Origin of the sequence: Pseudomonas sp. WS 5078, assembly GCF_012985745.1 — a bacterium.
Taxonomy (GTDB): Bacteria; Pseudomonadota; Gammaproteobacteria; order Pseudomonadales; family Pseudomonadaceae; genus Aquipseudomonas; species Aquipseudomonas lundensis_A.
Map to the genome: position 1 here is coordinate 85,159 of NZ_JAAQWX010000005.1, position 24,213 is coordinate 109,371.

The following is a 24,213-nucleotide window of genomic DNA, read 5'->3' on the forward strand; positions in this document are numbered from 1 at the left end:
TTCACTTCAACCCTCTTCCTGAGGGTGAGGGCATCTGTGAATTTACCCGCGCTTCTCGTGCATGCGTGCCAGTTGGCGTTCGAGCATCGACGGGTAGGGCTCCATCAGGCGCTCTACACAGCACGCTCCTTCAGGGCTGGCAATCGGGCGGATGCGGGCGCGCTGGCGAATCAACGCGTCGTCACTGATTTTGCGCTCGACCAGCAACAAGTTGCGGCTGTGCTGTGACAGCGCCAGCGCGTCTTGCGCGGTTTCAGTCAGTAACAAGTCGATCTGGCTCATGCCTGTCAGGCCTTCGCCCAATACCAGTCCCAATTGCAGTTGCAAGGTGATGCCACTGTCTGCCACTTCGATTTGCAAGGCGTGACCCAGTGCGCGCAACAGCTCACCGCAGCAAATGGCGTTGGTCAGGTAGTCGTCGCCGCTGTCTTCGCTGTGGAACAGCATCAGCGTGCTGCCATCGTTGAGCGTGTGCAGCTCGCTGTCATACAACGAGGCGGCTTGCTCCAGGCAGTCGCGATAGCGTTCGAGCAACTCAGTCAGGCGCGCGCGCGGCAAGCGGCGCAGTTGGTCCTGTGCACCCAGTTGCACGGCCAGCACAGCGCTCGGCTGCGGAGCGGATGGCGCGGCGGGCTGTGGTTTGGCCAGTGTCGCCGGGGTGGCACTGCTGGAATCGCGCAGGTCGGCAAACGGGTCTTCGTCGTTCTCGTCTTCTTCAGCATGAACCACGTGCCGCGCGGCCGCTTTAGGGGCGGGCGCAGCAGGCGCTTCGTCAAAGTCCGGGTCGCGCAGGTTGCGCACTTCAAACGCGGGCTCTGGCTCGTTGTCTTCGTAGTCGCTGTCGTCGTAATCCGGCTCGGGTTCTGGCTCGGGTTCCGGCGCAGGCGGTGCCAGGCGGGTGTGAAGCTGGCGCGCCAGATCACCGATCTCATCCTGGCGGTTAATCGCCGGGGTGTAAGGGTCGGGCTCACGCAGCCACACGCGCAGTTGCAGCAGCGGGGTGGAGATGTGACGGCCCAGACGCAGGCTCAAAGCCAGGGCAAGAGCCAGCAGAATGGCGCTGAGGATGCCCATGCTTTGCAGGCTGATGGTCATCGGTTGCTGGAACTGATTCATGTCGAGGCTGATGCGCAGATGCCCGGCGGTCACGTCCTGGAATGTGATCTTGGTCTGGTACATGCCTTTGGCTTCGCCCAGCAGGCCGTTTTTCGGACGTTCACCGGCTTCTGCGAGGATGCGGTTGTCAACGCTATAAATAGCTGCGTGCGCCACCAACGGGTTTTTCGTCAGGTTATTGAGCAGCACGTTGAGGCTGAGGATGTCATTGGACACCAGCAGCTCGGTAGCGGACGTCGCGGTTTGCGTGGTCAGGCTCTGGCCCAGGGCGTCGGCCTGATCATGCATGGCCTGCTTGAATTGCAGGCCCATGACCACGGCATAAATCACCAGCGCCAGGGCGACCAGGATCACGTTATGGCTGGCAATGCGCAGAGCAAGCGGAATGCGACGATCGCGCAGGGCCCGGAAGATCAGCAGGAAGAAGTTATCGGTTTTGACAGGCGATGGCCGGTTCACTGAGCGCGGCTCTTAGTCCGTTAAATTGGTGCGCAGTATAGCGAGCGGCCCACAGGCGGCAAAGCCTTGGCGATGCCCGATGGTCACTGAAAGTGGGTAGAATGCGTTTTTTTTAGCGAATGGGGGTGTGCCTTGCGCGAAATCGTCTTGATAAACATCACGGGTGAGGACCGTCCGGGTCTCACTGCGGCCATCACCGGTGTGTTGGCCAACAATGGTGTGAACATGCTCGACATCGGCCAGGCCGTCATTCATGGCGTTTTGTCGTTGGGTTATCTGGTTGAAATCGAGCAAGCCGATCAAGTGTCGGCCGTGCTCAAAGACCTGCAACCCTTGATTGCCAATGAAGGGCTGCAACTGCGTTTTGACCCCATTAGCGAAGCGCATTACCAGCGTTGGGTGAACGAACAAAGCCAGAAGCGTCACGTGGTGACATTGATGAGCCGCCGGGTCACCGCGCAAGAACTGCTACGAGTGACATCGGTGATCAGCCAGCACGGTTTGAACATTGAACAGACCGATCGCCTGTCCGGCCGTGTGCCGCTGGATGCGCCAACCCGATTGAGCAAGAGCTGCATCGAACTGCGCGTCACGGGCGAAGTCGCAGACCTTGAAGCCTTGCGCGCCGAGTTCTTTGAGTTGTCGCAGGCGCTCAACATCGACATCGCCTTGCAAGAAGACACCCTGTTCCGTCGTAACCGCCGCCTGGCAGTGTTTGACATGGACTCGACCCTGATTGAAGCCGAAGTCATCGACGAGCTGGCGAAAGCCGCGGGCGTGGGCGATAAAGTGTCGGAAATCACCGAGCGCGCCATGGCGGGTGAGCTGGACTTCAAGGCCAGTTTCAAAGAGCGTCTGGCATTGCTCAAAGGGTTGGACGTAGGCGTGCTGGATGCCATCGGCGCATCGTTGCGCTTGACCGAAGGCGCAGAAGTGCTGTTCGCCGAACTCAAGCGTTTGGGCTACAAAACCGCGATTCTGTCCGGCGGGTTCACCTATTTTGCCAAGCAGTTGCAGGCCAGACTCGGTATCGACTATGTGTTCGCCAATGAGCTGGAAGTGGTGGACGGCAAAGTGACCGGCGTGGCGGTTGAGCCGATTGTCGATGCGCAGCGCAAAGCAGACTTGCTGCGTGAACTGGCGCAAAAGGAAGGTTTGAGCCTGGAACAGACCATTGCGGTCGGGGACGGGGCCAACGATCTGGCCATGCTGGCCATCGCGGGGCTGGGGGTCGCATTCCGTGCCAAGCCGTTGGTGAAGAAGTCGGCCAAGCACGCAATTTCAACGCTGGGCCTGGATGGCGTGCTGTACCTGTTGGGGCAGCGCGACCGCAATAGCCAAGGCTAAAGCGCCATTGGCGTCGCTGCCGCACCTTGCAGCAGCGACGCCACGCTTTACTCGCCGATCTTCTGACCCATCATCACCGGCGAACCCGCCGTCAGCTCTTGCGCCCATTTCACCTGTTCTGGCCCGAACAACACAATGGCGGTCGAACCCAACTTGAAGCGACCCAGCTCGGCACCTTTTTCCAGGTGGATCGGCGCACGCGCAGCTTCATCGTAACGGAATGTTTTGAGCTCGCGCTTGGGCGGCGTGACCAAGCCTGCGAACACGGTTTCAATCGAAGCCACAATCATCGCGCCCACCAGCACCACGGCCATCGGGCCGCGCTCAGTGTCGAAAATGCACACTGCGCGTTCGTTACGGGCAAACAGTTCCGGCACGTTTTCAGCCGTGGTCTGGTTGACCGAGAACAGGCGGCCCGGCACGTAGATCATTTCGCGCAGCGTGCCGGCCAATGGCATGTGCACGCGGTGGTAGTCCTTGGGCGACAGGTAAATGGTGGCGAATTCACCGCCCATGAACTGCGAGGCCACGGCCGGATCGCCGCCCACCAGTTCCAGCACGCTGTAGCTGTGGCCCTTGGCCTGGAACACGCGACCGTGTTCAATCGCGCCCAGTTGGCTGACAGCACCATCGGCCGGGCTCAAAATGGCTCCTGGCGTCGGGTCGAGCGGGCGTGCGCCTTCTTTCAGGGCACGGGTGAAGAACGCATTGAAGTGCTCGTAAGCAGTGATGTCTTCAACCAGCGCCTGAGACATGTCCACTTGATAACGCTTGGCGAACCAGGTGGTGAACGCATTTTTGAACCAGCGCACGCGGCACTCGGCAACGCAGCCAGCCAGGCGCGACAGCAGGTGGTGCGGCAACAGGTACTGACTCAGGAGAAACAAACGTTTTTTCATGACGGGTCCTTAATGTTTGGCAGGCAGCTCGACGGGGGTGTCGGGGTGGTTGCCCCATTCGCCCCAGGAGCCTGCATAGCCTTTGACGCGCGGGTAACCGAGCGCCTTGGCCACCAGATACGTAAAGCCAGAACGATGGTGAGTCTGGCAGTGGGTAATCACTTCTTTGTCGGGCGTAATACCCAGATCTTCGAGGATCTGCGGCATGTCCTTGCGGATGCGCAGGTTGCGGGTTTTATCCATGCCTGCGGTCCATTCAAAATTTTTCGCGCCGGGGATGTGGCCGCCTTTCGCCGCCAACACTTTTTCGCCGCTGTACTCGGCGAAGCTGCGTGCGTCCCAAATGGCCAGATCTGCAGCACCCAACCGGCTTTGCAGGTATTCGCGGGTGGCAGTGGGTTCATCGTGCAGAGTCAACGAGACCTGTGCGTTTTTAGGCGTCGGCACCTCGGTCGATTCGCGCAGGCCATCGGCGATCCATGCGTGAATGCCACCGTCCATATAGTGATAAGCCTTGTGCCCGATCACATCCAGCAACCAGATAAACCGGCCAGCCCAACCGCCGCCTTCATCGTCATACACCACGTAAACGGCGTTTGAGCAGTGCCCCAATTCGCTGAACAGTTTTTCGAGCGCTGCTTGAGTGGGCAATAAACCCGGAGCAGGCGGCAGGCCGAGCTGGGTGCGCTTGGGGTCCACGAAGCGCGCGCCTGGCACGTGGCCTTTGGCGTAGCGTGCCTCGCTGGTCAGGTCGACAATAATCAGGTTTGGTGCGTCGAGCCGCGCATACAGGTCGCTGGGCTCAATCACCAATGGCAAGCCAGAGAAGTCAGGCATGTGAGGTCTCCAGGGCGAAAAGGGGCGGATTGTAGCGCAAGCGTCAGCGTCCGCGCGTGGTAAAGCTGTTGAGCGCTTTTTCGATGCACTGCACGGTTTTGCCGAAGGCCTGCACGGTGGTCTCCGAAAACGGCCCGCCGCCCTGATCGGCCAGCACCAGCATCACCATCCGGCCGTGGTTACTGAGCGAGCGCAACAGCAGGTGCTCGCCGGGGAACAGGTTACGCAAACTCTTGGGTAAGGCCGCTGAAATTTGCGCATTGTTCTCTGGCGTCAGGCGAAATTGTGCAGGTTGTGCCATCAAGCGCTGCAGGACTGCGCTCTGGTTGATTTGCAGGCTCAAGTCGAAGGCTGCCTTGGGCAGGCCGGCAATCTGATGCACGCTCAGGCTGGTCGATGTTTTATCGGCCATCAATAGCAGCACGCGGCGCATGCCGCAGGCCACCAGCGCATCACGGGCGCAGGTGGTCAGGTGCATCGAATTAGTGAACGAACTCGGTTCGGCCAGCAGTTGCCTGCATTGCTTGCGCCACACCACCAGCGATTCGGCCGACGGCGGCGGGGCAGGCAACAAACCCCGGTGCATGCGCCGCATGCCCCATGGCCACAACAGCGATTCGGCCGGGTGCCAGAGGTCGGGCATCGAGTGATAACGTGCACTGCTGGCCGCATTCTGGTGGACCAGTTGTTGCAGTTCTTCCAGTGGCATTTGCAGGTACAGACTGGTCAGGTATTGCCAGCGCAAGTTGTGAGGTGTATCCCATGCTTGCTGGGCTGAGAGTGCCAGGCCATTGGCCAGCAATACCGTATTCGAGGGCTGATTCAACCAGCGGCGCAGGGCCGGGTCAGCGTCCAGGCGTTGCTGCTGGCGCAAGCGATGATGATTGTCGCGGGCAATGTGCAGCACCTTGACCAAGGTGCGCTGCTCATCGGTAATGACGGCATAACCCTGCAACACCCACTCCGGCAGTCGCCACAATTGCGCCAGTGCGCGGCATATTTCAAACAGGCGCACGCCGAACAGTTTTAGCTCCACCTTGCTTGCGCATTCACCTTTGTGAATCACACGCAGCTCCCACTCTTCGAGCTGTTCGGGGTGCGTGAGGGCCATCGCCCACAGCGGCGACAGAAACAGTAGGCTGCCCCAATAGATTTCTTGCCACAGGCGTGCCAGACGATTGCCAAACAGGCCGCTGGCTTGTTGCGCAGCGTGCTGACTAATCAGCTGAATCTGGCGAAAAGCCTGCGGGATTTCTTCCCACGGCAACGCGGGGAGGCGTTCAAGCAATTCTTGCGTGCGGGCCAACCCCAGGCGATTGATCGCGACTTCCAGGCTCTCGGCAGGCTCACTCAAACTGCCGTGCGTGTGGTGATTGGCGTCCCGTATCAAGCTCAGCGCCAGTGCAGGACTGTCCTGCATCAGCTCGGCAATGTCGCGTAACGAGCGGCGATTGTCGTTGATTGCCTTGCAGACGCGCTCGTGGCTGTCTTGCGGGATGGGCAGACGAACAGCATCGAGCTGTTTGACCCACGCATCGAGGGTATTGGGAGTTGGAGTCGCGTTGCCGGTTTCATTAGCCATGATGGGAGAGTGGTCATCATCCATTGTTTACACGCCCGGAGCGGGCCCAACTGGCTTTTCGCCTTTATGGCCTATAGTCTGGCGCAGTTTTGCCGATAAGTAGAAGAAGAGTTTTTTAACTCTCGAATATGACCTTGAACCCGACGCAGAAGTACCTGAATACCTATGGCTAAAATTATCGGCATCATTGTCGTGTTCGCGAGCGTGCTCGGCGGATACGTGCTTTCCCACGGCAAGATCGGGGCGCTGATTCAGCCGTTCGAGGTCTTGATTATCGGCGGGGCGGCGTTTGGTGCGTTCCTGCAGGCGAACCCCGGCTACATGACCATGCACGTGATCAAAAAATCGCTGGGCATGTTCGGCTCGCGCTTCACCCACACGTTCTATCTGGAAGTGCTGGGCCTGGTTTACGAGATTCTCAACAAAAGTCGTCGCGAAGGCATGATGGCCATCGAAGGCGACATTGAAGACGCCGCGGCCAGCCCGATCTTCGCCAAATACCCTTCCGTGCTCAAAGATGACCGCATGACCGCGTTTGTCTGCGATTACTTGCGCATCATGTCGTCGGGCAACATGGCGCCCCACGAGCTGGAAGGTCTGTTCGACATGGAGCTGTTCAGCCTTAAAGAAGAGCTTGAGCATCCTTCCCATGCCGTGACCGGGGTTGCCGACGGCATGCCGGGCTTCGGTATTGTGGCCGCGGTATTGGGTATCGTGGTGACGATGGCCTCCCTGGGTGATGGCGATCAGGCGATGATCGGCGTGCACGTAGGCGCGGCGCTGGTGGGTACCTTCTTCGGTATTTTGGCGGCTTACGGTTTCTTCGGCCCGCTGGCGACCTCGCTGTCCCACGATGCGAAAGAAGAACTCAACGTGTACGAATCCATCAAGGCGTCACTGGTCGCCTCTGCCTCGGGCATGCCGCCTTCGCTGGCGGTCGAGTTCGGCCGTAAAGTGCTGTATCCCAAGCACCGTCCGAGCTTCGCCGAGCTGGAACAAGTAGTCCGCGGTCGCTGATCCATGGAAAACAATCAGCCAATCATCATTAAGCGCGTCAAGCGCTTCGCGGCGGGCCACCACGGTGGCGCCTGGAAAATTGCGTTTGCTGACTTTGCTACGGCGATGATGGCGTTCTTCCTGGTGCTGTGGCTGTTATCCACAGCCACCCCGGAACAGAAAATCGCCATTGCCGGTTACTTCAAAGACCCGATCGGGTTCACCGAAACCGGCACGCCGTACATCATTGACCTGGGCGGCACGCCCACCCTGGCGCCGGACACCACGCTCAACCCTGAAGAAAAAATGCAGCCCCAGCCCGACAAGATCACGGTCGACACCGATCAAGTCGAAGGCATGGCCGAGCAGGTCGAGAAAGAACGCCTCGAACTGTTGCTTCAGGAGTTGCAGAACAAGGTTGAAGAAAATCCGCAACTGCGCAAATTCAAAGACCAACTGTTGTTCGAAATCACCCCCGACGGCTTGCGCATTCAGATCATGGACGCGGAAAACCGCCCGATGTTCGACGTCGGCAGTGCGCGGCTCAAGCCTTACTTTGAAGACATATTGCTGGCCATGGCGGACACCATCAAAGCCGTGCCGAACAAAGTCAGCATCAGCGGGCACACCGATGCCACGCCCTATGCCAGCGATGCAGAGTTTGGTAACTGGGAGTTGTCGGCCAACCGAGCAAACGCAGCGCGCCGGGCATTGATTGCGGGCAGTTATCCGCAGGATCAAGTCGCGCGGATCGTGGGTTATGCCTCGTCAGTACTGTTCGACAAGGTCAACCCGTTGAACCCGATCAACCGCCGCATCGACATCGTGGTGTTGACGAAGAAAGCGCAGCGGGCGATTGAAGGTGAGCAGGGCGCCGAGATGGCCAAGCCGGAAACGCCGACCACCCCGATTGACCCGATCACCTTGCCTGCTGACCAAGTGCCGCCCGCCATGCATGAAGAGCGGGAAAAACTGAACCTGTTTGATGACAAGGCACCAGTGATACCGAAGCCTTGATCCCGCGTGCCCTCACCCTCGGACAGAGGGTGAGGGCACCGTTCAGTAGCTCGACTCAGGCAAGCTGGCAATGATCGAACGGTAGCTGTTCATGCGTTGTTGCTGCACGCGGCCATCGTCCAGCGCCATCAGCAAGGCACATCCCGGCTCGCGGTCGTGCTTGCAGTCGCGGAAACGGCAACGGCCGATCAAGTCGTGGAACTCGATAAACCCGGCTTCCACATCCGCCCGGCTCACGTGGCCCAGACCAAACTCGCGAATACCGGGGGAGTCGATCAGCTCGCCGCCGCCCGGGAAGTGGAACAGCCGCGCCGTGGTCGTGGTGTGCGTGCCCTGACCGGAAATCTCGGACAGCGGGCCGACCCGCAGGTTGACCTCAGGCAGCAAGCTGTTGACCAGCGACGATTTGCCCACGCCTGACTGACCCACAAACACGCTGATATGCCCGTCCAGCTTGGCCTGCAACTGCTGCATGCCGTCGCCGTGGTGCGCGGACACTTCCAGCACCGGATAACCCAGCTGACGATAAACGCCCAGCAGCGCATTCAGCGCCGGGGCGTTTTGTTCGTCGATCAGGTCGGCTTTGTTGAGCAGCAGCAACGGGCGAATCCCCGCGTGCTCGGCAGCTACCAGATAACGGTCGATCAGATTGGCGTGCGGCTCGGGCATCGGCGCAAACACAATAACGATCATGTCGACGTTGGCGGCAACCGGCTTGAGCTGGCCACGGCTGTCCGGGCGACACAGTTCGGTTTTGCGCGGCAATTGGGCGACGATCACGCCAATCCCTTGATTGCCCGCGCGCCATACGACGGTATCGCCGGTCACCAGCGCTGGCAGGTTGGCGCGCAAGTGGCAGCGGAACATCTGGCCTTTGAGCTCGCCTTCTTGGGCCTCGACCTCGACCTGCACACCGAAGTGCGCGATCACCAGACCGAGTTGCTCGGGGCCCAGATCGCCCCCTTCAAGCGCTTCTACGGCACTGGATTCGCGTTTGGCGGCGCGGGCAGCGCGCTCGCCCTGGATCTTTTCGATGCGCCAGTTTTGGCGACGGTTGAGCTGGCGTTTGGCCATGGGTGTTCCGTGTTGATAAAACGATAAGGAGGGTAAAACGCTGGCGAGTTTAGCACGTGGGCTGCGTGCCTAAGCTAAACTGCGCGACTAAGCCCAGGAGCCTTCTATGCAAAACCCACAGAATTTGATTTGGATTGACCTGGAAATGACCGGTCTGGACCCAGACAACGACGTCATTATCGAAATGGCCACCATCGTCACTGACAGCAACCTCAATACCCTGGCTGAAGGCCCGGTCATCGCCATCCACCACAGCGACGACGTACTGGCGCGCATGGACGAGTGGAACACCCGCACCCACGGCAACAGCGGCCTGACCCAGCGCGTCAAAGACAGCACCACCAGCATGGCCGAGGCCGAGGCACAAACCATTGCCTTCCTCGAACAATGGGTGCCTAAAGGCAAATCGCCGATCTGCGGCAACAGCATCTGCCAGGACCGTCGCTTCCTTTATACCCACATGAAAACCCTGGAAAGCTACTTTCATTACCGCAACCTCGACGTCTCGACGCTTAAGGAACTGGTTGCCCGCTGGGCACCTGAAGTGCGCGACAGCCTAGTGAAAAAAGGCACGCATCTGGCACTGGACGACATCCGGGAGTCGATTGCCGAGTTGCAGCACTACCGTAAACATTTCATCAAGTTCTGAAGATCGTGTCCCTGGCCGCTGCCATGGGCTGCCAAATGCTGCGCCGCAACCCGTTTGCGAAGGGGTTCGCGGCCTGCCGGCATCGTTTACAAAAGTACTGCCCCCGCTGCCCCCTTTTGGTGCCCGCGCCAACTGAGTAGACTGCGCGCCTTATTGCAAGGAACGCCGCCATGTTGCTGATGCTCTATTTAGTTGCCATTACTGCCGAAGCCATGACCGGCGCGTTGTCTGCCGGGCGTCGGGGCATGGACTGGTTTGGTGTGGTGCTGATTGCGTGCGTTACGGCGCTCGGCGGCGGTTCGGTGCGCGATGTGCTGCTGGGGCATTACCCGCTAACGTGGGTCAAGCACCCGGAATACCTGGTGCTTACCACTTTTGCCGCGCTGGTGACGATTTTTATCGCACCGCTGATGCGCCATTTACGCTCGCTGTTTTTGGTACTCGATGCGCTGGGGTTGGTGGCGTTTACCCTGATCGGCTGCATGACCGCGCTGGAAATGGGCCAAGGCATGCTGGTGGCGTCAGTCAGTGGGGTGATTACCGGCGTCTTTGGCGGCATCCTGCGTGACATCTTCTGCAATGACATCCCGTTGATCTTTCGTCGTGAGCTGTATGCCAGCGTGTCATTTGCGGCCGCGTGGTGCTTTTTGCTTTGCACTTACCTGAACATGCCCAACGAACAGGCGATTTTCGTCACCTTGTTCGGTGGTCTTTTGCTGCGCTTGCTGGCAATTCGCTTTAACTGGGAAATGCCCAAGTTCGTCTACAACGACGCGCACTGAGTCGGCTGCACACCTGCCAATAGCGCGTCGACCACGGCGCGCGCCCTCTCTACGTTGTGAGCCACGCGCCATAACCGCTCGGCTTCAAAGCGGCTGAGGTGGGGGCTGGTGTTGTCGGCGTTCAGTTCCGTCCCTTCGAGCAATAGTGAGAGCTGCTACAAGGCTTCCTCAGCCGTGACACCGGGGTCGATGCTGAATAAGGAAGAGCCGCAATGGGGTGTGGTGTGTAAAGAATTGAGAAGTGGATCGAGGGCGATTGCTTTCATTGATTTACTCTCATAAATAAGTTGGAAAAACTGCTGTTATTCGCTGTCAATCGAAAGGTGGCAGTTGTGTGCGAGAACAACCAAGACCCGGCGCGCTCAACAGCCATAACACGGTGAAGGGTTGCTAGCGGTTGCCTTGCTTGTCCTCATGCGGTCTGTCAAAACCGGTCACTGATTTCAGCGACGCGGCGAGACTGTTCTCGGATGATGAGTGTCACAAGGCGGGAGGATTCTCTCGGGAACTTGCCCCGAACGAAAGCGATGATCCAGGTGCAGACGTTGCAACTTCTGTAGGAGGTTTTTCATAACTTAACGCGGTCTTTGTAGGCGAATGTTTGACGGTCATGTTGATATAACTATTTTTTGTGAACGGCAGCGCATAACTCAATTATCCTGATAAGGATTTTCTTTGTTGAGTATTTTGTTTTAGGCGCGCCTGAACGGTATTCAGTGGCTGGGTAACATAGTTTGCTGCGATTACGCTGAATCAGCCTACAGCTTATAGAGAATTTGCGGTGCGCTGTTGCTGAGTGGCTGAACTAATCTGCAAAGGCATGGAAGGATCTGTGCGGTCACCGTTAATCAGGGAGATTGCTTGTGAGCGAATTATTAAAGGGTAGTGCTGCAGTCGATGAGGGCGAAATTGTAGGTGTTTCAAGGCTAAGTGTGGTTTTTGACTCGCACCCCAATAATGTGTCTAAAAAGATTTTTGCGAATGCGCGGATGCAGGCGCGAATCACTGTATTAATAAATTGTATCGATAATAATGGCCGTGATGTTCGGCCTCCGGACGCCATGCTCAAAAGCCTTAAACTTATTCACTATAACGGAGGCCATGATCTTGGGTCGCAGTGGACCGTTCGTGAAGTACCCAACCAATACAGGCATGACATCTCCGGCGTGGCAGGGCGTCAGCGTCGTGACGCCAGTGATGAAGATGAGCGCGGGGTGGTGGTTGAGCGCTGGGTCAGCTGTGATCAAATTGATGAAACCAGGATCGCGGTTGCTATTACCCTCCCCAATGGTCGGGTGGCAAAGAGCAATAACCCTCACTCTTTGATGGGTGGAAGTGACAGCTCGGTGACCTTGGAGGCGATTGCGCCAGTTCGTTATGGTGCGGAGTATTTCAGGTTGGAGAAAGTTGCTGAACCTGCGGGGGTTGGGCACAAGATTTACAAGTGGTATTTGGGGTTGCGTGTGGGTGCAAGTAACATTCCCCTACAAGACTGGATGACTAACGATATCGATGTATTCAGAGGGCAACCGTTTTACTGCGATCCTTGGACGGGCAATGTAATCAACTCTCCCTTATATGTTGTGGGTACTCTCATTCATGCAGGTACCCAATTAACTCATGTCTGGCTGCCTACAGATTCGGCAGACCATTCGGGGCGTTTCCGGCAGGACTACATCGTTAATGTGAATGACAGGCCTGGAGAACTGACACTTGTTCAAGGGCTTTCTGGATGGGGGGATCGATCTTGTCCGGTCAAAAAAAATCCTTGTTTTATCACCGTTATTGACGCTTTCGGGACGGAACATGCGCTGCATATTTTTGTGAATGAATATGAACAGGGCTTCGAGTTGAAGTAGCAAAAAAAGGGGGTCTATTCTGCGTGATAAATAAAATATGAAAGGGGTGCGTAATGCCAGTTGCGGGAAATAACGATATTTATTCAAATGCTTTTAACTTCGACAGTTTCCTGTCGGGAGGGGTGGATCCTCGCACAGGTATTTACAGTTGCAGGTTGTCGTTGGGCAACATCCAGTCTCAAGCGCTCAATGGTCCAGCCCTACCACTGAGTCTTCACTTTAATCCGCTTAATTCCTTTGATCGCGGTTTTGGTATCGGCTGGATGCTGACGGCTACGCGTTATGACCGGACAGCTAAAACGCTATCGCTGGCAAGCGGAGAAACCTATAAAACGCAGGAGTTACCGTCCAGGGTTTTGCTGACGGATCAGAAGCTTGAGCACCACAAGTTGCATGTCACAGGGGAAAAACGCTTTCTCTTGTCTGCCCAAAATGGTCAATGTGAAGAACTGGCCATGATGGGGCTCAGCAACGTAGCGATGACGCAACGAATATGGAGTGCCAACGGGGCAAGTATTGAACTGGCTTACACGCTTTATAACGGTCATCCGATGTTGAGCGAGGTGCGCGATAGCCGTCGAACGCTGTTGTCGATCACGCGTACGGGCGCAGGATTAGAGCTCAAGCGCTTTCCCGGTTCCGATAAGGAGGCCACTTTCGTTATTCATTTAGTCAATGGCCGCCTCTCCAGTATTACGTTGCCCGGTGGTGGGCGATGGGAAATACGTTATCTGGTGCTCAACGGGCTGGCCTATCTGTCGCGTTTGTACTCGCCCCTGGGAGCGATTGAACATATAAGTTACAAAACAATGGGGCTGCGCTTTCCTGAAGGAAGCAGCATGCCTGCAATGGCTTCAGTGGCGACACACTCGGTATTCCCGGGTAATGGGCAGCCCTCTATTCATAAACACTTCAACTTTTCAGATACCAACTTCCTGGGCTTTGGCGCGGCCGGTTTCTCATCAGAAACGTCTGGCGACAGGCTTTACAAAGTCGTTGGAGATTACAGCTATGCATCGACCGAAACCCTGATGTCAGGGGGGGAGGTGCACAGTGAAACAGTGCGCACCTTTAACAAATTTCATTTGCTGGACGCTGAAGTGACTCGGTGCGGTGCAAAAAAAATATCCGAGCGGGTGGATTATCACACCGAGGCAGGCAAGTGCTTCAGGGACCAGCCTGCGCAATGCCGACTGCCAAAGCGCTCGCTGAAGCGCTACGAGGATGTCAAAACAGGCATTTTCCGTGAGGAGGTTACGCAGTTTGAGTTCGACACGTATGGCAATGAAGTCAAACGTGTCACACCTGATGGCCTTACCACGCTGACTGACTACTTCCCGAGTGAAGGTGCTGACGGTTGCCCGGCGGATCCCTTGATGTTTGTCCGGTTTCCACGTCAAAAAACGGTCTTCTCTGGCACTCACCCGCAAGAACCTCATCACATCACACGATTTCGGTATACCGCATTGGCGCTGCTTGAGGGCGCGACAGTTGCTTCGATTATTCCCGAGCGCGAGCAGTTCTATGTGCGTGTTGGTGAAGCCGAGGTTTTGCATGAGCAAACCGATTATGAATACGCTGCAACACCTCAGGACCCCACTCTCCATGGACGCCCGGTAGCCAAAACTTCGACCCTCAACGGCTTGGCTACTAAAGAAACACGTAACTATGTCATCAGCCATCATGCAGTGACGGTGGAAACTGTACTGACAGGCCATGACGAAAGCCGCGCAACGGACCGGGTTGTTTACTGCGCATTTACGGGGGGCTGTTTATCGCGTAGCGAAGAAGACAAGGCACCAGTCGAGTATGAATATGACGCATTGGGGCGGGTGACACGCGAAACGGTGTCGAAGGCTTCGTCGTACCAAGCCTCAAAAACCAGGGCTTACCAGCTCCCTCAATCCGAGACGCAGTACCCCACGCTCCTCATTACTGATGTCAATGGCATGCAGCAGCGAGTGACATACGACGGTATTGGGCGTGTCTGCACGATTGAGGAGCAAGACGTAGAAAGCACTTCGAACGAACAGCCATTGCGGCTCATCAAGCGCAACCAGTACAACAGCCTGGGTCAGCTTCATAGCGAAACCGTTACAGACTGGCTGGGTGTCAGGCCGTTGGTGCTTCAGACACGCTATGCCTATGACGATTGGGGACAGGTCAAAACAACGCTTCATCCTGAAGGTGTGCAGGCGCATGTCGAGCGATCCCCTGAGCATTTATCGCAGACCTGCTGGAAACAGGGGCAGGGTAAAACGGTCACGTTTTTTAATACTCAAGGCAAACCTCTAAGTGTTGAGACCTTCGATTTGCAGGGCGTTAGCCAGTCCAAAACGACCCATGCCTATGATGGGTTTGGTCGATGCATTCGGCAGACGGATCCCGCAGGCAATGAGACCACATTTGAGTACGACGCTTTTGGGCGCCTCTGTCGAAGCACTTTGCCCGACGCGACGGTTGTAGAGACCCGGTATGCGTCGTTCAGCAGCGAAGAACTGCCGGTGCAAATTCAAGCGGCTGACAAAGTGATCGGCACCCAGACGTTCGATGGCTTGGGGCGTTTGGTCGCAAGCGACACCGGTGGGCGGAAAACGACCTATGAATATGCACCGGGTAGCTCACTTCCACGTGCGGTCAGTCGACCCGATGGTCAGCGCAGCACCCGCGACTATGAGGCGATGCTTGATGGGGCAGTGGTCGGGCGTACGAGTGCGAATCAAACTTCTGTTTATGGTTATGACCCCCGTTCCGGCTTGCTCACTCGCGCCAGCGAACTGGGACGTACCAGCACCTATGAATACTCACGGGCGGGAAGGCTGAAGCGGGAGCAATGGGCCCTGGCGGGGCAGTTGTACGAAGCTTTTTACACCTATTCCCTGGGGGGGCGCGTGCTGAGCCAGGTGGGTGTAGACGGTTCGCGCAGTGAGCACGGTTATGACGCATACGGCCGGCTGAAAACCATGAGTTGCGACGCTTTAAAGGCTGAGTGCGAGTACAACGCCTTGGGTCAGATGCACATCATCAAGGCCAGTGATGCCGCGCAACAACAGCTTACAACGACCATGAGCTATGACGAGGTGGGGCGGGAAGTGCAGCGCATGGTGCACGCCAATGGTGTTGAAAAATTCACCTTGAAAACCCGTTACACCCGCGCCAGTAAAGTTGCTCAGCGCAGCCTGTTGAATAACGGGGTCGTCCTGCGCGATGAGTATTTCGACTATGACCGTCGGGGGCGACTTGTCCATTACCGGTGTAATGGCTCCCAGCGCCCCTGTAACCCGTTGGGTAAAGAGATTGTGGCCCAGCGCTTCGAATTTGATGCTTGGGACAACATTGTGTCGCTGCAGACAACCTTCGAGGGCGGCCAAAACACCACGACCTACACCATGAGCGAGAGTGACCCGACGCAGTTGATCAAGGTTGAGCACTCTCATGCGGACTATCCGGCGCCGGTTACGTTGCGCTATGACGCCAATGGGCATTTGATTCTGGATGCTGCCGGACGGACGTTGAGTTATGACGGCTTGGGTCGTCTCACACAGGTGTCGCTGGCCGTGAATGCTGCCGTTCGCAAGTACGGCTACGACGCGGGGGACCGTTTGGTCGAGATGATCGATAGCGACACGGCCCCCCGGCATTTTTTTTATCGCGATGACTGTTTGGTCAATGAAGTTCAGGGCTCGGATACCAAGACGTTTCTGCGCATGGGGAATACGCTGCTGGGGCAGGAGGAGCAAGGGGGCGCGGCACGTACAGTCTTACTGGCGGGTGACTCACAGAAGACCGTGTTGGGTGCGTCTGTGAATGATCATGTTTCTTCGGTTGCATATGACCCTTATGGCAACCGGTCGATGCAAGGTGAGGTGCTGACCGGGCTCGGTTTCAATGGCGAGCGTTTTGACTCCGTGACTGAGTGTTACCTGCTGGGGAATGGCTATCGGGCATACGATCCTTTACTGATGCGTTTTCAGAGCCCGGACAACCAGAGTCCGTTTGGCGCCGGAGGGTTGAATCCCTATGCCTATTGTTTGGGTGATCCGATCAATCGAAGCGACCCTACAGGGCATTCCGTTTGGGAAGCTATCGTAGGCGCCGGTATGGCTGCGCTGGGTATCCTGGCAAGCATTGCAACGTTTGGTGTGGCTACCCCGCTGGCAATCGCGGGACTGGTGGCGGGCGTGACCAGTGGCATCGCGGGGATTGCCAGTGCTGTATTTCAAGGGGCTTGCCCGGAGTCAGGTGCAGGCGAAATATTGGGTTATGTAAGTCTGGGGCTTGGGCTTCTATCAGTCGGTATAGGCCTTGCTGCCTTGGGCAAAGGTTTCATCTATTTTGGTAATCGCATGCACGATGCCTTTAAGAATGGGCTCGATGGAAAAGGGGCAATAAAAGCGGGAAAGGCAATGGCAAGCGGTGCCAAGGGGAAAACCACGGCACCCGCTGTGAAATGGAAAGTTATTGCGCCCAAGCCGAAAAATATACGTTCAGATTTGAGTGAGAGTGCTCTGAATGACTATCACCGGTTTGTTAAAAGTATCGAAGAGCAGAATTTGCACCCGGGTGTAGCCGCGCAAAAACTCGGTGACGCCAAGTACACCAGGATGAGTGGCACGGCTAAAAACATACATCAATATGAGATTCGTATAGGTGGAAAGGACCGCGTCACGTTTTTATTGCACAAGGATTCAGTAGAAATACTCCAGGTTGGCGGGCACGCACTGATGAAGAAGTAAGCCAAAGCCTCTAGCGCGCCGCGTGCTGATCAAGCGCCCACTGCACATGCTCCTGCACCAGTGCTGACGGGTAATCGCGGCGTGCCTTCAATGCTTCCAGCACAGGAATGGTCGACGGCGCATTGCCCAGCCCCACGGCCAGATTGCGCAGCCAGCGCTCATAACCAGCCCGTCGCAGTGGCGAGCCTTCTGTGCTGCGCAGGAATGTGTCCTCATCCCACATGAACAATTCGGCCAGCTCAGCGTTGTCCAGGTTGTGCCGCGGCTTGAAGTCACCTTCAGTCGTGGTGCGGGCGAAGCGGTTCCAGGGGCATACGATCTGGCAGTCATCGCAGCCAAACACCCGATTGCCGATCATGGCGCGCAGTTCTACCGGTATGGCGCTTTTTAGCTCAATAGTGAGGTACGAAATACACCGCCGTGCATCCAGCACATAAGGCCCGACAAACGCATTGGTCGGGCAAATATCCAGGCAGGCCGTGCAACGCCCGCAGTGTTCGGTTTCGTGCGGTGCATCTTCGGGCAGCGGCAGGTCGACAAACAGCTCGCTCAAAAAGAAGTAACTGCCCGCCTTGCGATTGAGGATCAAGGTGTTCTTGCCGATCCAGCCCAAACCGGCTTTTTGAGCGATGGCTTTTTCCAGCACCGGTGCGCTGTCGACGAAGGCACGAAAGCCGAACGGGCCGATCTGGGCTTGAATACGGTCCGCCAGTTGTTGCACGCGCTTGCGGATCAGTTTGTGGTAGTCGCGCCCCAAGGCGTAACGCGACACGTAGGCTTTTTCTGGCTGGGCCAGTAATTGCGCCATGTGCGTGTCGCCGGGCAGGTAGTCCATGCGCAGCGACACCACGCGCAAGGTACCGGGCACCAGCTCTTCAGGGTGCGAGCGTTTGCTGCCGTGAGCACCCATGTAGTCCATCTCGCCGTGATAACCCGCTGCGAGCCAGCGTTCGAGGTGTTGCTCGTGCTCTTCCAGATCGAGGCCGGCAATGGCGACATGTTGAAAGCCCAGCTCGCGGCCCCATTCCTTGATGGATTGAGCGAGAGCGGGTAGGTCGACAGTAATAGCAGGCATGAGGCAAGAGAAACCGGGGCTGAGATGCGTATAATTCTGCCAGACATCGGAGCCCGACACGTATGCCGCAGACCAAACACCTGTTATCTGAACCCGACCTCCTGCACGTAGCCACCTTGCCGCGCCTGCCTGCACGCGCGCCTGATGCGCATAAAGGCCAGTTCGGGCACGTGCTGCTCATAGGTGGAGATCGAGGTTTCGGCGGTTCCATCACCTTGAGTGCCCAGGCAGCCTTACGCAGCGGCGCCGGGCTGGTGTCACTGGCCACGCGCCCGGAGCATGTGCCCGCGGCGTTGACCCGCCTGCCGGAAGTGATGACCTTAGGTGTGTCGTCTGCCAATCAGTTGATGAGACTTTTGGTGCAGGCCTCGGTGTTGGTGGTTGGCCCCGGTTTGGGGCAGGCAGCATGGGGCCGCAGCCTGCTGTCTGCAGCGGCGCAGGCAAAAATCCCGCAGGTGTGGGATGCCGATGCGTTGAATCTGTTGTCCAACGCTGACCTTGCATTGGCGCCGGGCTCCGTGATGACGCCGCATCCTGGCGAAGCGGCGCGGTTGTTGGGCATCAGCGCTGAACAGGTGCAGGCCGATCGTCCTGCGGCGGCGCGGGCACTGGTTAAAAAATACTCAGCTGTGTGCGTGCTTAAAGGCGCAGGCAGTTTGATTGCCGGGGTGGATGGCCAATTGGCGCTCTGCGATCTCGGGCATCCTGCCATGGCCACAGCCGGGTTGGGTGATGTGTTGGCAGGCGTGATTGGCGCATTCCTGGCACAAGGCATGTCAGCGTTTGATGCGGCGTGTCTGGCGGTGTGGCTGCATGCCCGCGCCGGAGAGCAACAAGGGATTCTGGGCCGAGGGCTGGCGGCCACTGATTTGATTCCAGCCATTCGTCAGTTGTTGGAGGAACACGCACCGTGCACACATTAAAACTGCAACTGGACGATGAAGCGGCCATGACCGCGTTTGGCGCAAAGCTGGCGAGTATCACCGAAGGCCATGGTCTGATCTTCCTTGAAGGCAACCTTGGAATGGGCAAAACCACCCTGTCACGCGGCTTGATTCGCGGGCTTGGGCATGTGGGTGCGGTTAAAAGTCCGACCTTTACGTTGGTTGAGCCCTACGAGATTGGCGACATTCGCGCCTTCCATTTCGACCTTTATCGCTTGGTTGACCCTGAAGAGCTGGAATTTCTGGGCATTCGCGACTATTTCGAAGATGACGCACTGTGTTTGATCGAGTGGCCCGAAAAGGGTGCAGGCTTTTTGCCAAAGCCCGACCTGACCATTACCATTACCCCTTATAACACCGGGCGTTTGCTGACGCTGACGCCCCAAGGTTCGCGTGGCGAGTCTTGGTGTGCCGCCTTGGCACCGGAAAACAATCAATGATGGGGTTTGGTATGCGCTTTCGCGCGTTAGTGAGTGTCGTTGGAGTGTTGCTCAGTGTCATGGCCGTCAACGCCTTGGCCGCGACCCAGGTAAAAAGCGTACGACTGTGGCGCGCACCGGACAACACACGTCTGGTGTTTGACCTGACAGGCCCGGTGCAACACAGCGTGTTTACCCTCACATCGCCCGACCGGCTGGTGATCGACATCAACGGCGCTACTCTGGCAGGCGCATTGAATGTGCCGACGGCCAACACGCCGATTACCAGCTTGCGCTCGGCGCAACGAACACCCACCGACCTGCGCGTGGTGATCGACCTGAAAAAGTCCGTTACCCCGAAGAGTTTTGTGCTGGCGCCTAACGCCCAGTACGGCAACCGTCTTGTGGTTGACCTTTATGATCAGGGCGTTGATCTGGCGCCAAGCCTGCCTGCCACCAACGTGGCGAAAGTGCCCGTGGTGCCAGTGACCCCTGCGCAGCCTGATGTCGCATTGCCCCCGATTCCGAGTGGCAAGCGCAGTGTTGTGGTCGTGATTGACGCCGGCCACGGCGGTGAAGACCCGGGAGCTTCAGGTTCCCGCGGTCAACGCGAGAAAGATGTGGTCTTGGCGATTGCCAAAGAATTGCAGCGTCAGGTCAACGGCATGAAAGGCTTCCGCGCCGAGCTGACCCGGACGGGCGACTATTTCATTCCTCTGCGTGGCCGTACTGAAATTGCCCGCAAGAAGGGTGCCGATCTGTTCGTCTCGATCCACGCTGACGCCGCGCCTTCCAAGGCCGCGTTTGGCGCTTCGGTGTTTGCATTGTCTGAACGCGGGGCCACGTCTGAAACGGCGCGCTGGCTGGCCGACAGTGAAAACCGTTCTGACTTGATCGGCGGTGCCGGTAACGTCAGCCTGGACGACAAAGACCGCATGCTGGCCGGTGTGCTGCTCGACCTGTCGATGACGGCGTCGTTGACCTCCAGCTTGAACGTGGGCCAGAAAGTCCTGACCAACATTGGCCGCGTAACCCCGTTGCACAAGCAACGCGTGGAGCAGGCCGGGTTTATGGTGCTTAAATCGCCGGACATCCCGTCGATCCTCGTGGAAACCGGCTTTATCTCCAATGCCAACGAAGCCTCGAAGCTGGCGTCGGCGAACCACCAGCAGGCACTGGCGCGTTCGATCAGCAGCGGTGTTCGTCAGTTCTTCCAGCAAAACCCGCCGCCGGGCACCTATATCGCCTGGCTGCGTGATACGGGCAAAATTGCCCAAAGCGCCCGCGAGCACCGTGTGTTGCCGGGCGAAACCTTGGCCATGATCGCCGTGCGTTATCAGGTCGGCGTGGCCACGCTGCGCTCCAGCAACAGCCTGAAAAGCGATGAACTCAAGGTGGGTCAGACCCTCAGCATTCCCGCTGCTGAACTGGTGTCCAAGCAATGAGTGAGATTGAACTCACGAGCAGTGCGCGGATTGAGCTGCTCAGCCCGCGCCTGGCCAACCAGATTGCTGCGGGCGAGGTGGTTGAGCGCCCCGCGTCGGTGATCAAGGAGCTGCTGGAAAACAGCCTGGACTCCGGCGCCAAGCGCATTGATGTGGACGTTGAGCAGGCCGGTATCAAGTTGTTGCGTGTGCGCGACGATGGTAGCGGTATCTCAAGCGACGATTTGCCTCTGGCACTGGCGCGGCACGCCACCAGCAAAATTCGTGACCTTGAAGACCTTGAGCGGGTGATGAGCCTCGGTTTTCGCGGGGAGGCGCTCGCGTCCATCAGTTCCGTGGCGCGGTTGACCCTGACCTCGCGCACCCGTGGCGCCGACCAAGCGTGGCAAGTTGAAACTGAAGGCCGCGACATGGCGCCCCGGGTTCAGCCGGCTGCCCATCCCGTGGGTACATCGGTTGAAGTGCGCGACCTGTTCTTCAATACGCCTGCGCGGCGCAAGTTTCTCAAGACCGAAAAAACCGAATTCGATCACCTTCAAGAAGTGATCAAACGCTTGGCGCTGGCGCGCTTCGACGTGGCATTTAATTTGCGTCACAACGGCAAGTCGATCCTCAACCTGCATGAAGCCCGCGACGATGTGGCGCGAGCCCGGCGTGTGGCCGCAGTCTGCGGTTCGGCGTTCCTGGAGCAGGCGTTGCCGATTGAAGTCGAGCGCAACGGCTTGCATTTATGGGGGTGGGTGGGCTTACCAACGTTCTCGCGTAGCCAGGCCGACTTGCAATATTTCTACGTGAATGGCCGGGCCGTGCGCGACAAGCTGGTTGCGCATGCGGTGCGTCAGGCGTACCGCGACGTACTGTTTAACGGCCGTCATCCGACGTTTGTACTGTTTTTCGAGGTCGACCCTGCGGTGGTCGACGTTAACGTTCACCCGACCAAACACGAAGTGCGTTTCCGTGATGGGCGCATGGTGCATGACTTTTTGTACGGCACCTTGCACCGCGCGCTGGGTGATGTACGCCCCGAAGACCAATTGTCCGCCCCGGCGCCGGTGCCGGGGGCTGAACGCCCGACCGGTCTGGGTGCGGGTGAGTTTGGTCCGCAAGGTGAAATGCGCCTGGCCGCCCACGTACTGGAGCAGCCGCAGTCCGCGCCCACCCCGCACGTTGCCGGATCAGGCGCCGGGGCCGGTTATCAGTATCAATATCGCCCGCAGCCTTCCACGCCCTCGGTGCCCGCCGAAGAGGCGCGCAATGCCTACCGCGAATTTTTCGCGCCGTTGCCCGAAGCCAATGCATCGCCGCTGCCTGAGGGGCAGGGTGACATCCCGCCGCTGGGCTTTGCGCTGGCGCAGCTCAAAGGCATTTATATCCTGACCGAAAACGCTCTGGGGTTGGTGTTGGTAGACATGCACGCAGCGCATGAACGGATCATGTACGAGCGGCTGAAAATCGCCATGGCCAGCGAGGGTTTGAGCGGGCAGCCATTGCTGGTGCCCGAATCGATCGCCGTCAGTCAGCGCGAAGCCGATTGTGCTGAAGAGCATGCCGAATGGTTCCAGCGTCTGGGCTTTGAATTGCAGCGTCTGGGCCCGGAAACATTGGCCATCCGCCAGATCCCGGCATTGCTCAAGCAAGCAGAGGCCCAGCGTCTGGTGCATGACGTACTCGCGGACTTGATGGAATACGGCACCAGTGACCGGATTCAGGCGCACCTCAACGAACTGCTCGGCACCATGGCGTGCCACGGTGCGATTCGGGCCAACCGCCGCTTGGCGATCCCGGAAATGAACGGCTTGTTGCGTGACATGGAAAACACCGAGCGCAGTGGTCAGTGCAATCATGGTCGTCCCACCTGGACCCAAATGGGCCTGGACGATTTGGACAAACTCTTTTTGCGCGGTCGCTGATGACAGGTTCCAACGCATTACCTCCCGCCATTTTTCTGATGGGGCCGACGGCGGCCGGCAAGACTGACCTCGCCATTGAACTGAGCAAAGTTCTGCCCTGCGAGTTGATCAGTGTGGATTCGGCGCTGGTGTACCGCGGCATGGACATTGGCACTGCCAAACCCTCCCGCGACATATTGGCCAAACATCCGCACCAATTGATCGACATTCTCGATCCGGCACAGAGCTATTCAGCGGCCGACTTCCGTGCCGATGCCCTAAAAGCCATGGCCGAAATCACCGCTCGCGGCAATATTCCGCTGCTGGTGGGCGGGACCATGCTGTATTACAAGGCATTGATTGATGGGCTGGCAGACATGCCGGCTGCCGATCCCGAGGTGCGTGCGCAGCTCGAAGAAGAGGCACAGCGCCTGGGCTGGCAAGCTCTGCACGATCAGTTGGCGGCGATCGATCCGGAATCGGCAGCACGGATTCACCCCAACGATCCTCAGCGTTTGACGCGCGCGCTTGAGGTCTATCGGGTGAGTGGTCTGAGCATGACTGAACATCGCCTGAAACAATCTGAGCAATCTACTAAAGCAGCGGCTTCAGGCGCTAGCCAATTGCCCTATACTGTCGCGCACTTGGCCATCGCTCCGGCGGAACGTCAGGTACTGCATGAACGAATTGCACAAAGATTCGGGCAAATGCTGGAACAGGGGTTCATAGATGAGGTCCTAGTCCTGCGTAATAGAAGTGACCTTCATGCAGGGTTGCCGTCTATACGTGCAGTGGGCTATCGACAAGTCTGGGACTACCTCGACGGCAAGCTGTCGCAGGCCGAGATGAAGGAGCGCGGCATCATTGCCACGCGCCAGTTGGCCAAGCGGCAGTTCACCTGGTTGCGCAGCTGGGATGACCTGCATTGGCTTGACAGCCTGGCCTGCGACAATCTGCCACGAGCCTTGAAATACCTGGGATCGGTCTCCATATTGAGCTGAGTCTCCGGAAATGCCGTCTATCCTATGGGTGTGGCGTCATCGACCCTCTAAATTTTGTTTCTTTTTTTATCCTTACAGGAGTGCGGC

At 57.8% G+C, this 24,213-nt stretch carries 19 protein-coding genes; 12 read left to right on the forward strand and 7 right to left on the reverse strand.

The genetic code is table 11. The annotated features are described in order from the left end of the window. Nucleotides 1–42: 42 nt before the first annotated feature. Nucleotides 43–1,575 (reverse strand): AhpA/YtjB family protein, encoded by a 1,533-nt coding sequence (locus HBN68_RS08950; protein WP_094991941.1) that lies wholly within the window; start codon nucleotides 1,573–1,575, stop codon nucleotides 43–45. 132 nt (nucleotides 1,576–1,707) lie between these two features. Here HBN68_RS08950 and serB point away from each other — a divergent pair, with 132 nt between their 5' ends. Then, the gene (gene serB, locus HBN68_RS08955; protein ID WP_094991942.1) at nucleotides 1,708–2,922 is read left to right on the forward strand and encodes a phosphoserine phosphatase SerB; all 1,215 of its coding nucleotides are present in this window, start codon (nucleotides 1,708–1,710) and stop codon (nucleotides 2,920–2,922) included. A 47-nt stretch (nucleotides 2,923–2,969) separates the two neighbouring features. Here serB and asd read toward each other — a convergent pair whose 3' ends face one another. Genes asd through HBN68_RS08970 form a run of 3 tightly spaced genes read right to left on the reverse strand, consistent with a single transcriptional unit; the run spans nucleotide 2,970 to nucleotide 6,240 of the window. After that, nucleotides 2,970–3,821, reverse strand: coding sequence for an archaetidylserine decarboxylase (asd, locus tag HBN68_RS08960; RefSeq protein WP_169963714.1), 852 nt, complete (start codon nucleotides 3,819–3,821; stop codon nucleotides 2,970–2,972). A 9-nt stretch (nucleotides 3,822–3,830) separates the two neighbouring features. Then, the gene (locus HBN68_RS08965; protein WP_094991944.1) at nucleotides 3,831–4,658 is read right to left on the reverse strand and encodes a rhodanese-like domain-containing protein; all 828 of its coding nucleotides are present in this window, start codon (nucleotides 4,656–4,658) and stop codon (nucleotides 3,831–3,833) included. 43 nt (nucleotides 4,659–4,701) lie between these two features. Beyond that, nucleotides 4,702–6,240, reverse strand: coding sequence for an HDOD domain-containing protein (locus HBN68_RS08970; protein ID WP_169963716.1), 1,539 nt, complete (start codon nucleotides 6,238–6,240; stop codon nucleotides 4,702–4,704). Between the two features lie 165 nt (nucleotides 6,241–6,405). Here HBN68_RS08970 and motA point away from each other — a divergent pair, with 165 nt between their 5' ends. Further along, entirely contained in the window at nucleotides 6,406–7,257 is an 852-nt protein-coding gene (gene motA / locus HBN68_RS08975) for a flagellar motor stator protein MotA (protein ID WP_094991945.1), read from the forward strand. Nucleotides 7,258–7,260: 3 nt separating this feature from the next. Beyond that, nucleotides 7,261–8,253, forward strand: coding sequence for a flagellar motor protein MotB (gene motB, locus HBN68_RS08980; RefSeq protein WP_169963718.1), 993 nt, complete (start codon nucleotides 7,261–7,263; stop codon nucleotides 8,251–8,253). A 42-nt stretch (nucleotides 8,254–8,295) separates the two neighbouring features. On the opposite strand, the gene rsgA is transcribed toward motB, so the two are convergent. Next, entirely contained in the window at nucleotides 8,296–9,327 is a 1,032-nt protein-coding gene (gene rsgA / locus HBN68_RS08985) for a small ribosomal subunit biogenesis GTPase RsgA (RefSeq protein WP_094991947.1), read from the reverse strand. Between the two features lie 106 nt (nucleotides 9,328–9,433). Between rsgA and orn the strand changes: the two genes are divergently transcribed. Continuing rightward, nucleotides 9,434–9,976 carry an oligoribonuclease gene (gene orn, locus HBN68_RS08990; RefSeq protein ID WP_048377049.1) on the forward strand — a complete coding sequence of 181 codons (543 nt, stop codon included), beginning with the start codon at nucleotides 9,434–9,436 and terminating at the stop codon, nucleotides 9,974–9,976. Nucleotides 9,977–10,146: 170 nt separating this feature from the next. Further along, nucleotides 10,147–10,758, forward strand: coding sequence for a trimeric intracellular cation channel family protein (locus HBN68_RS08995; protein ID WP_094991949.1), 612 nt, complete (start codon nucleotides 10,147–10,149; stop codon nucleotides 10,756–10,758). On the opposite strand, the gene HBN68_RS22170 is transcribed toward HBN68_RS08995, so the two are convergent. Then, nucleotides 10,740–10,901 (reverse strand): hypothetical protein, encoded by a 162-nt coding sequence (locus tag HBN68_RS22170; protein ID WP_262373492.1) that lies wholly within the window; start codon nucleotides 10,899–10,901, stop codon nucleotides 10,740–10,742. The two genes, HBN68_RS08995 and HBN68_RS22170, sit on opposite strands and share 19 nt — an antisense overlap. 720 nt (nucleotides 10,902–11,621) lie before the next feature. On the opposite strand from HBN68_RS22170, the gene HBN68_RS09005 reads away from it, so the two are divergent. Both HBN68_RS09005 and HBN68_RS09010 read left to right on the forward strand, forming a co-directional pair. Next, nucleotides 11,622–12,617 carry a hypothetical protein gene (locus tag HBN68_RS09005; protein ID WP_169963720.1) on the forward strand — a complete coding sequence of 332 codons (996 nt, stop codon included), beginning with the start codon at nucleotides 11,622–11,624 and terminating at the stop codon, nucleotides 12,615–12,617. A gap of 53 nt (nucleotides 12,618–12,670) precedes the next feature. Beyond that, nucleotides 12,671–17,353 (forward strand): RHS repeat-associated core domain-containing protein, encoded by a 4,683-nt coding sequence (locus tag HBN68_RS09010; RefSeq protein ID WP_169963723.1) that lies wholly within the window; start codon nucleotides 12,671–12,673, stop codon nucleotides 17,351–17,353. Between the two features lie 10 nt (nucleotides 17,354–17,363). On the opposite strand, the gene queG is transcribed toward HBN68_RS09010, so the two are convergent. After that, the gene (queG, locus tag HBN68_RS09015; protein ID WP_169963725.1) at nucleotides 17,364–18,428 is read right to left on the reverse strand and encodes a tRNA epoxyqueuosine(34) reductase QueG; all 1,065 of its coding nucleotides are present in this window, start codon (nucleotides 18,426–18,428) and stop codon (nucleotides 17,364–17,366) included. A gap of 62 nt (nucleotides 18,429–18,490) precedes the next feature. On the opposite strand from queG, the gene HBN68_RS09020 reads away from it, so the two are divergent. From HBN68_RS09020 to miaA, 5 genes are read left to right on the forward strand one after another with little or no spacing between them, the layout of a single operon-like run. After that, the gene (locus HBN68_RS09020; RefSeq protein WP_169963727.1) at nucleotides 18,491–19,351 is read left to right on the forward strand and encodes an NAD(P)H-hydrate dehydratase; all 861 of its coding nucleotides are present in this window, start codon (nucleotides 18,491–18,493) and stop codon (nucleotides 19,349–19,351) included. Then, nucleotides 19,339–19,812 (forward strand): tRNA (adenosine(37)-N6)-threonylcarbamoyltransferase complex ATPase subunit type 1 TsaE, encoded by a 474-nt coding sequence (tsaE, locus tag HBN68_RS09025; RefSeq protein WP_094991955.1) that lies wholly within the window; start codon nucleotides 19,339–19,341, stop codon nucleotides 19,810–19,812. Before HBN68_RS09020 ends, tsaE begins: the two co-directional genes overlap by 13 nt. Continuing rightward, nucleotides 19,812–21,236, forward strand: a complete 1,425-nt coding sequence (locus tag HBN68_RS09030) for an N-acetylmuramoyl-L-alanine amidase (protein WP_222931620.1) — start codon at nucleotides 19,812–19,814, stop codon at nucleotides 21,234–21,236. The genes tsaE and HBN68_RS09030 overlap by 1 nt, the downstream gene beginning before the upstream one ends. Then, nucleotides 21,233–23,146: a DNA mismatch repair endonuclease MutL gene (gene mutL, locus HBN68_RS09035; protein ID WP_169963729.1), complete on the forward strand. Its 1,914-nt coding sequence runs from the start codon at nucleotides 21,233–21,235 to the stop codon at nucleotides 23,144–23,146. Before HBN68_RS09030 ends, mutL begins: the two co-directional genes overlap by 4 nt. After that, nucleotides 23,146–24,126 (forward strand): tRNA (adenosine(37)-N6)-dimethylallyltransferase MiaA, encoded by a 981-nt coding sequence (gene miaA, locus HBN68_RS09040; RefSeq protein WP_169963731.1) that lies wholly within the window; start codon nucleotides 23,146–23,148, stop codon nucleotides 24,124–24,126. The genes mutL and miaA overlap by 1 nt, the downstream gene beginning before the upstream one ends. The last annotated feature ends 87 nt before the right edge of the window (nucleotides 24,127–24,213 follow it).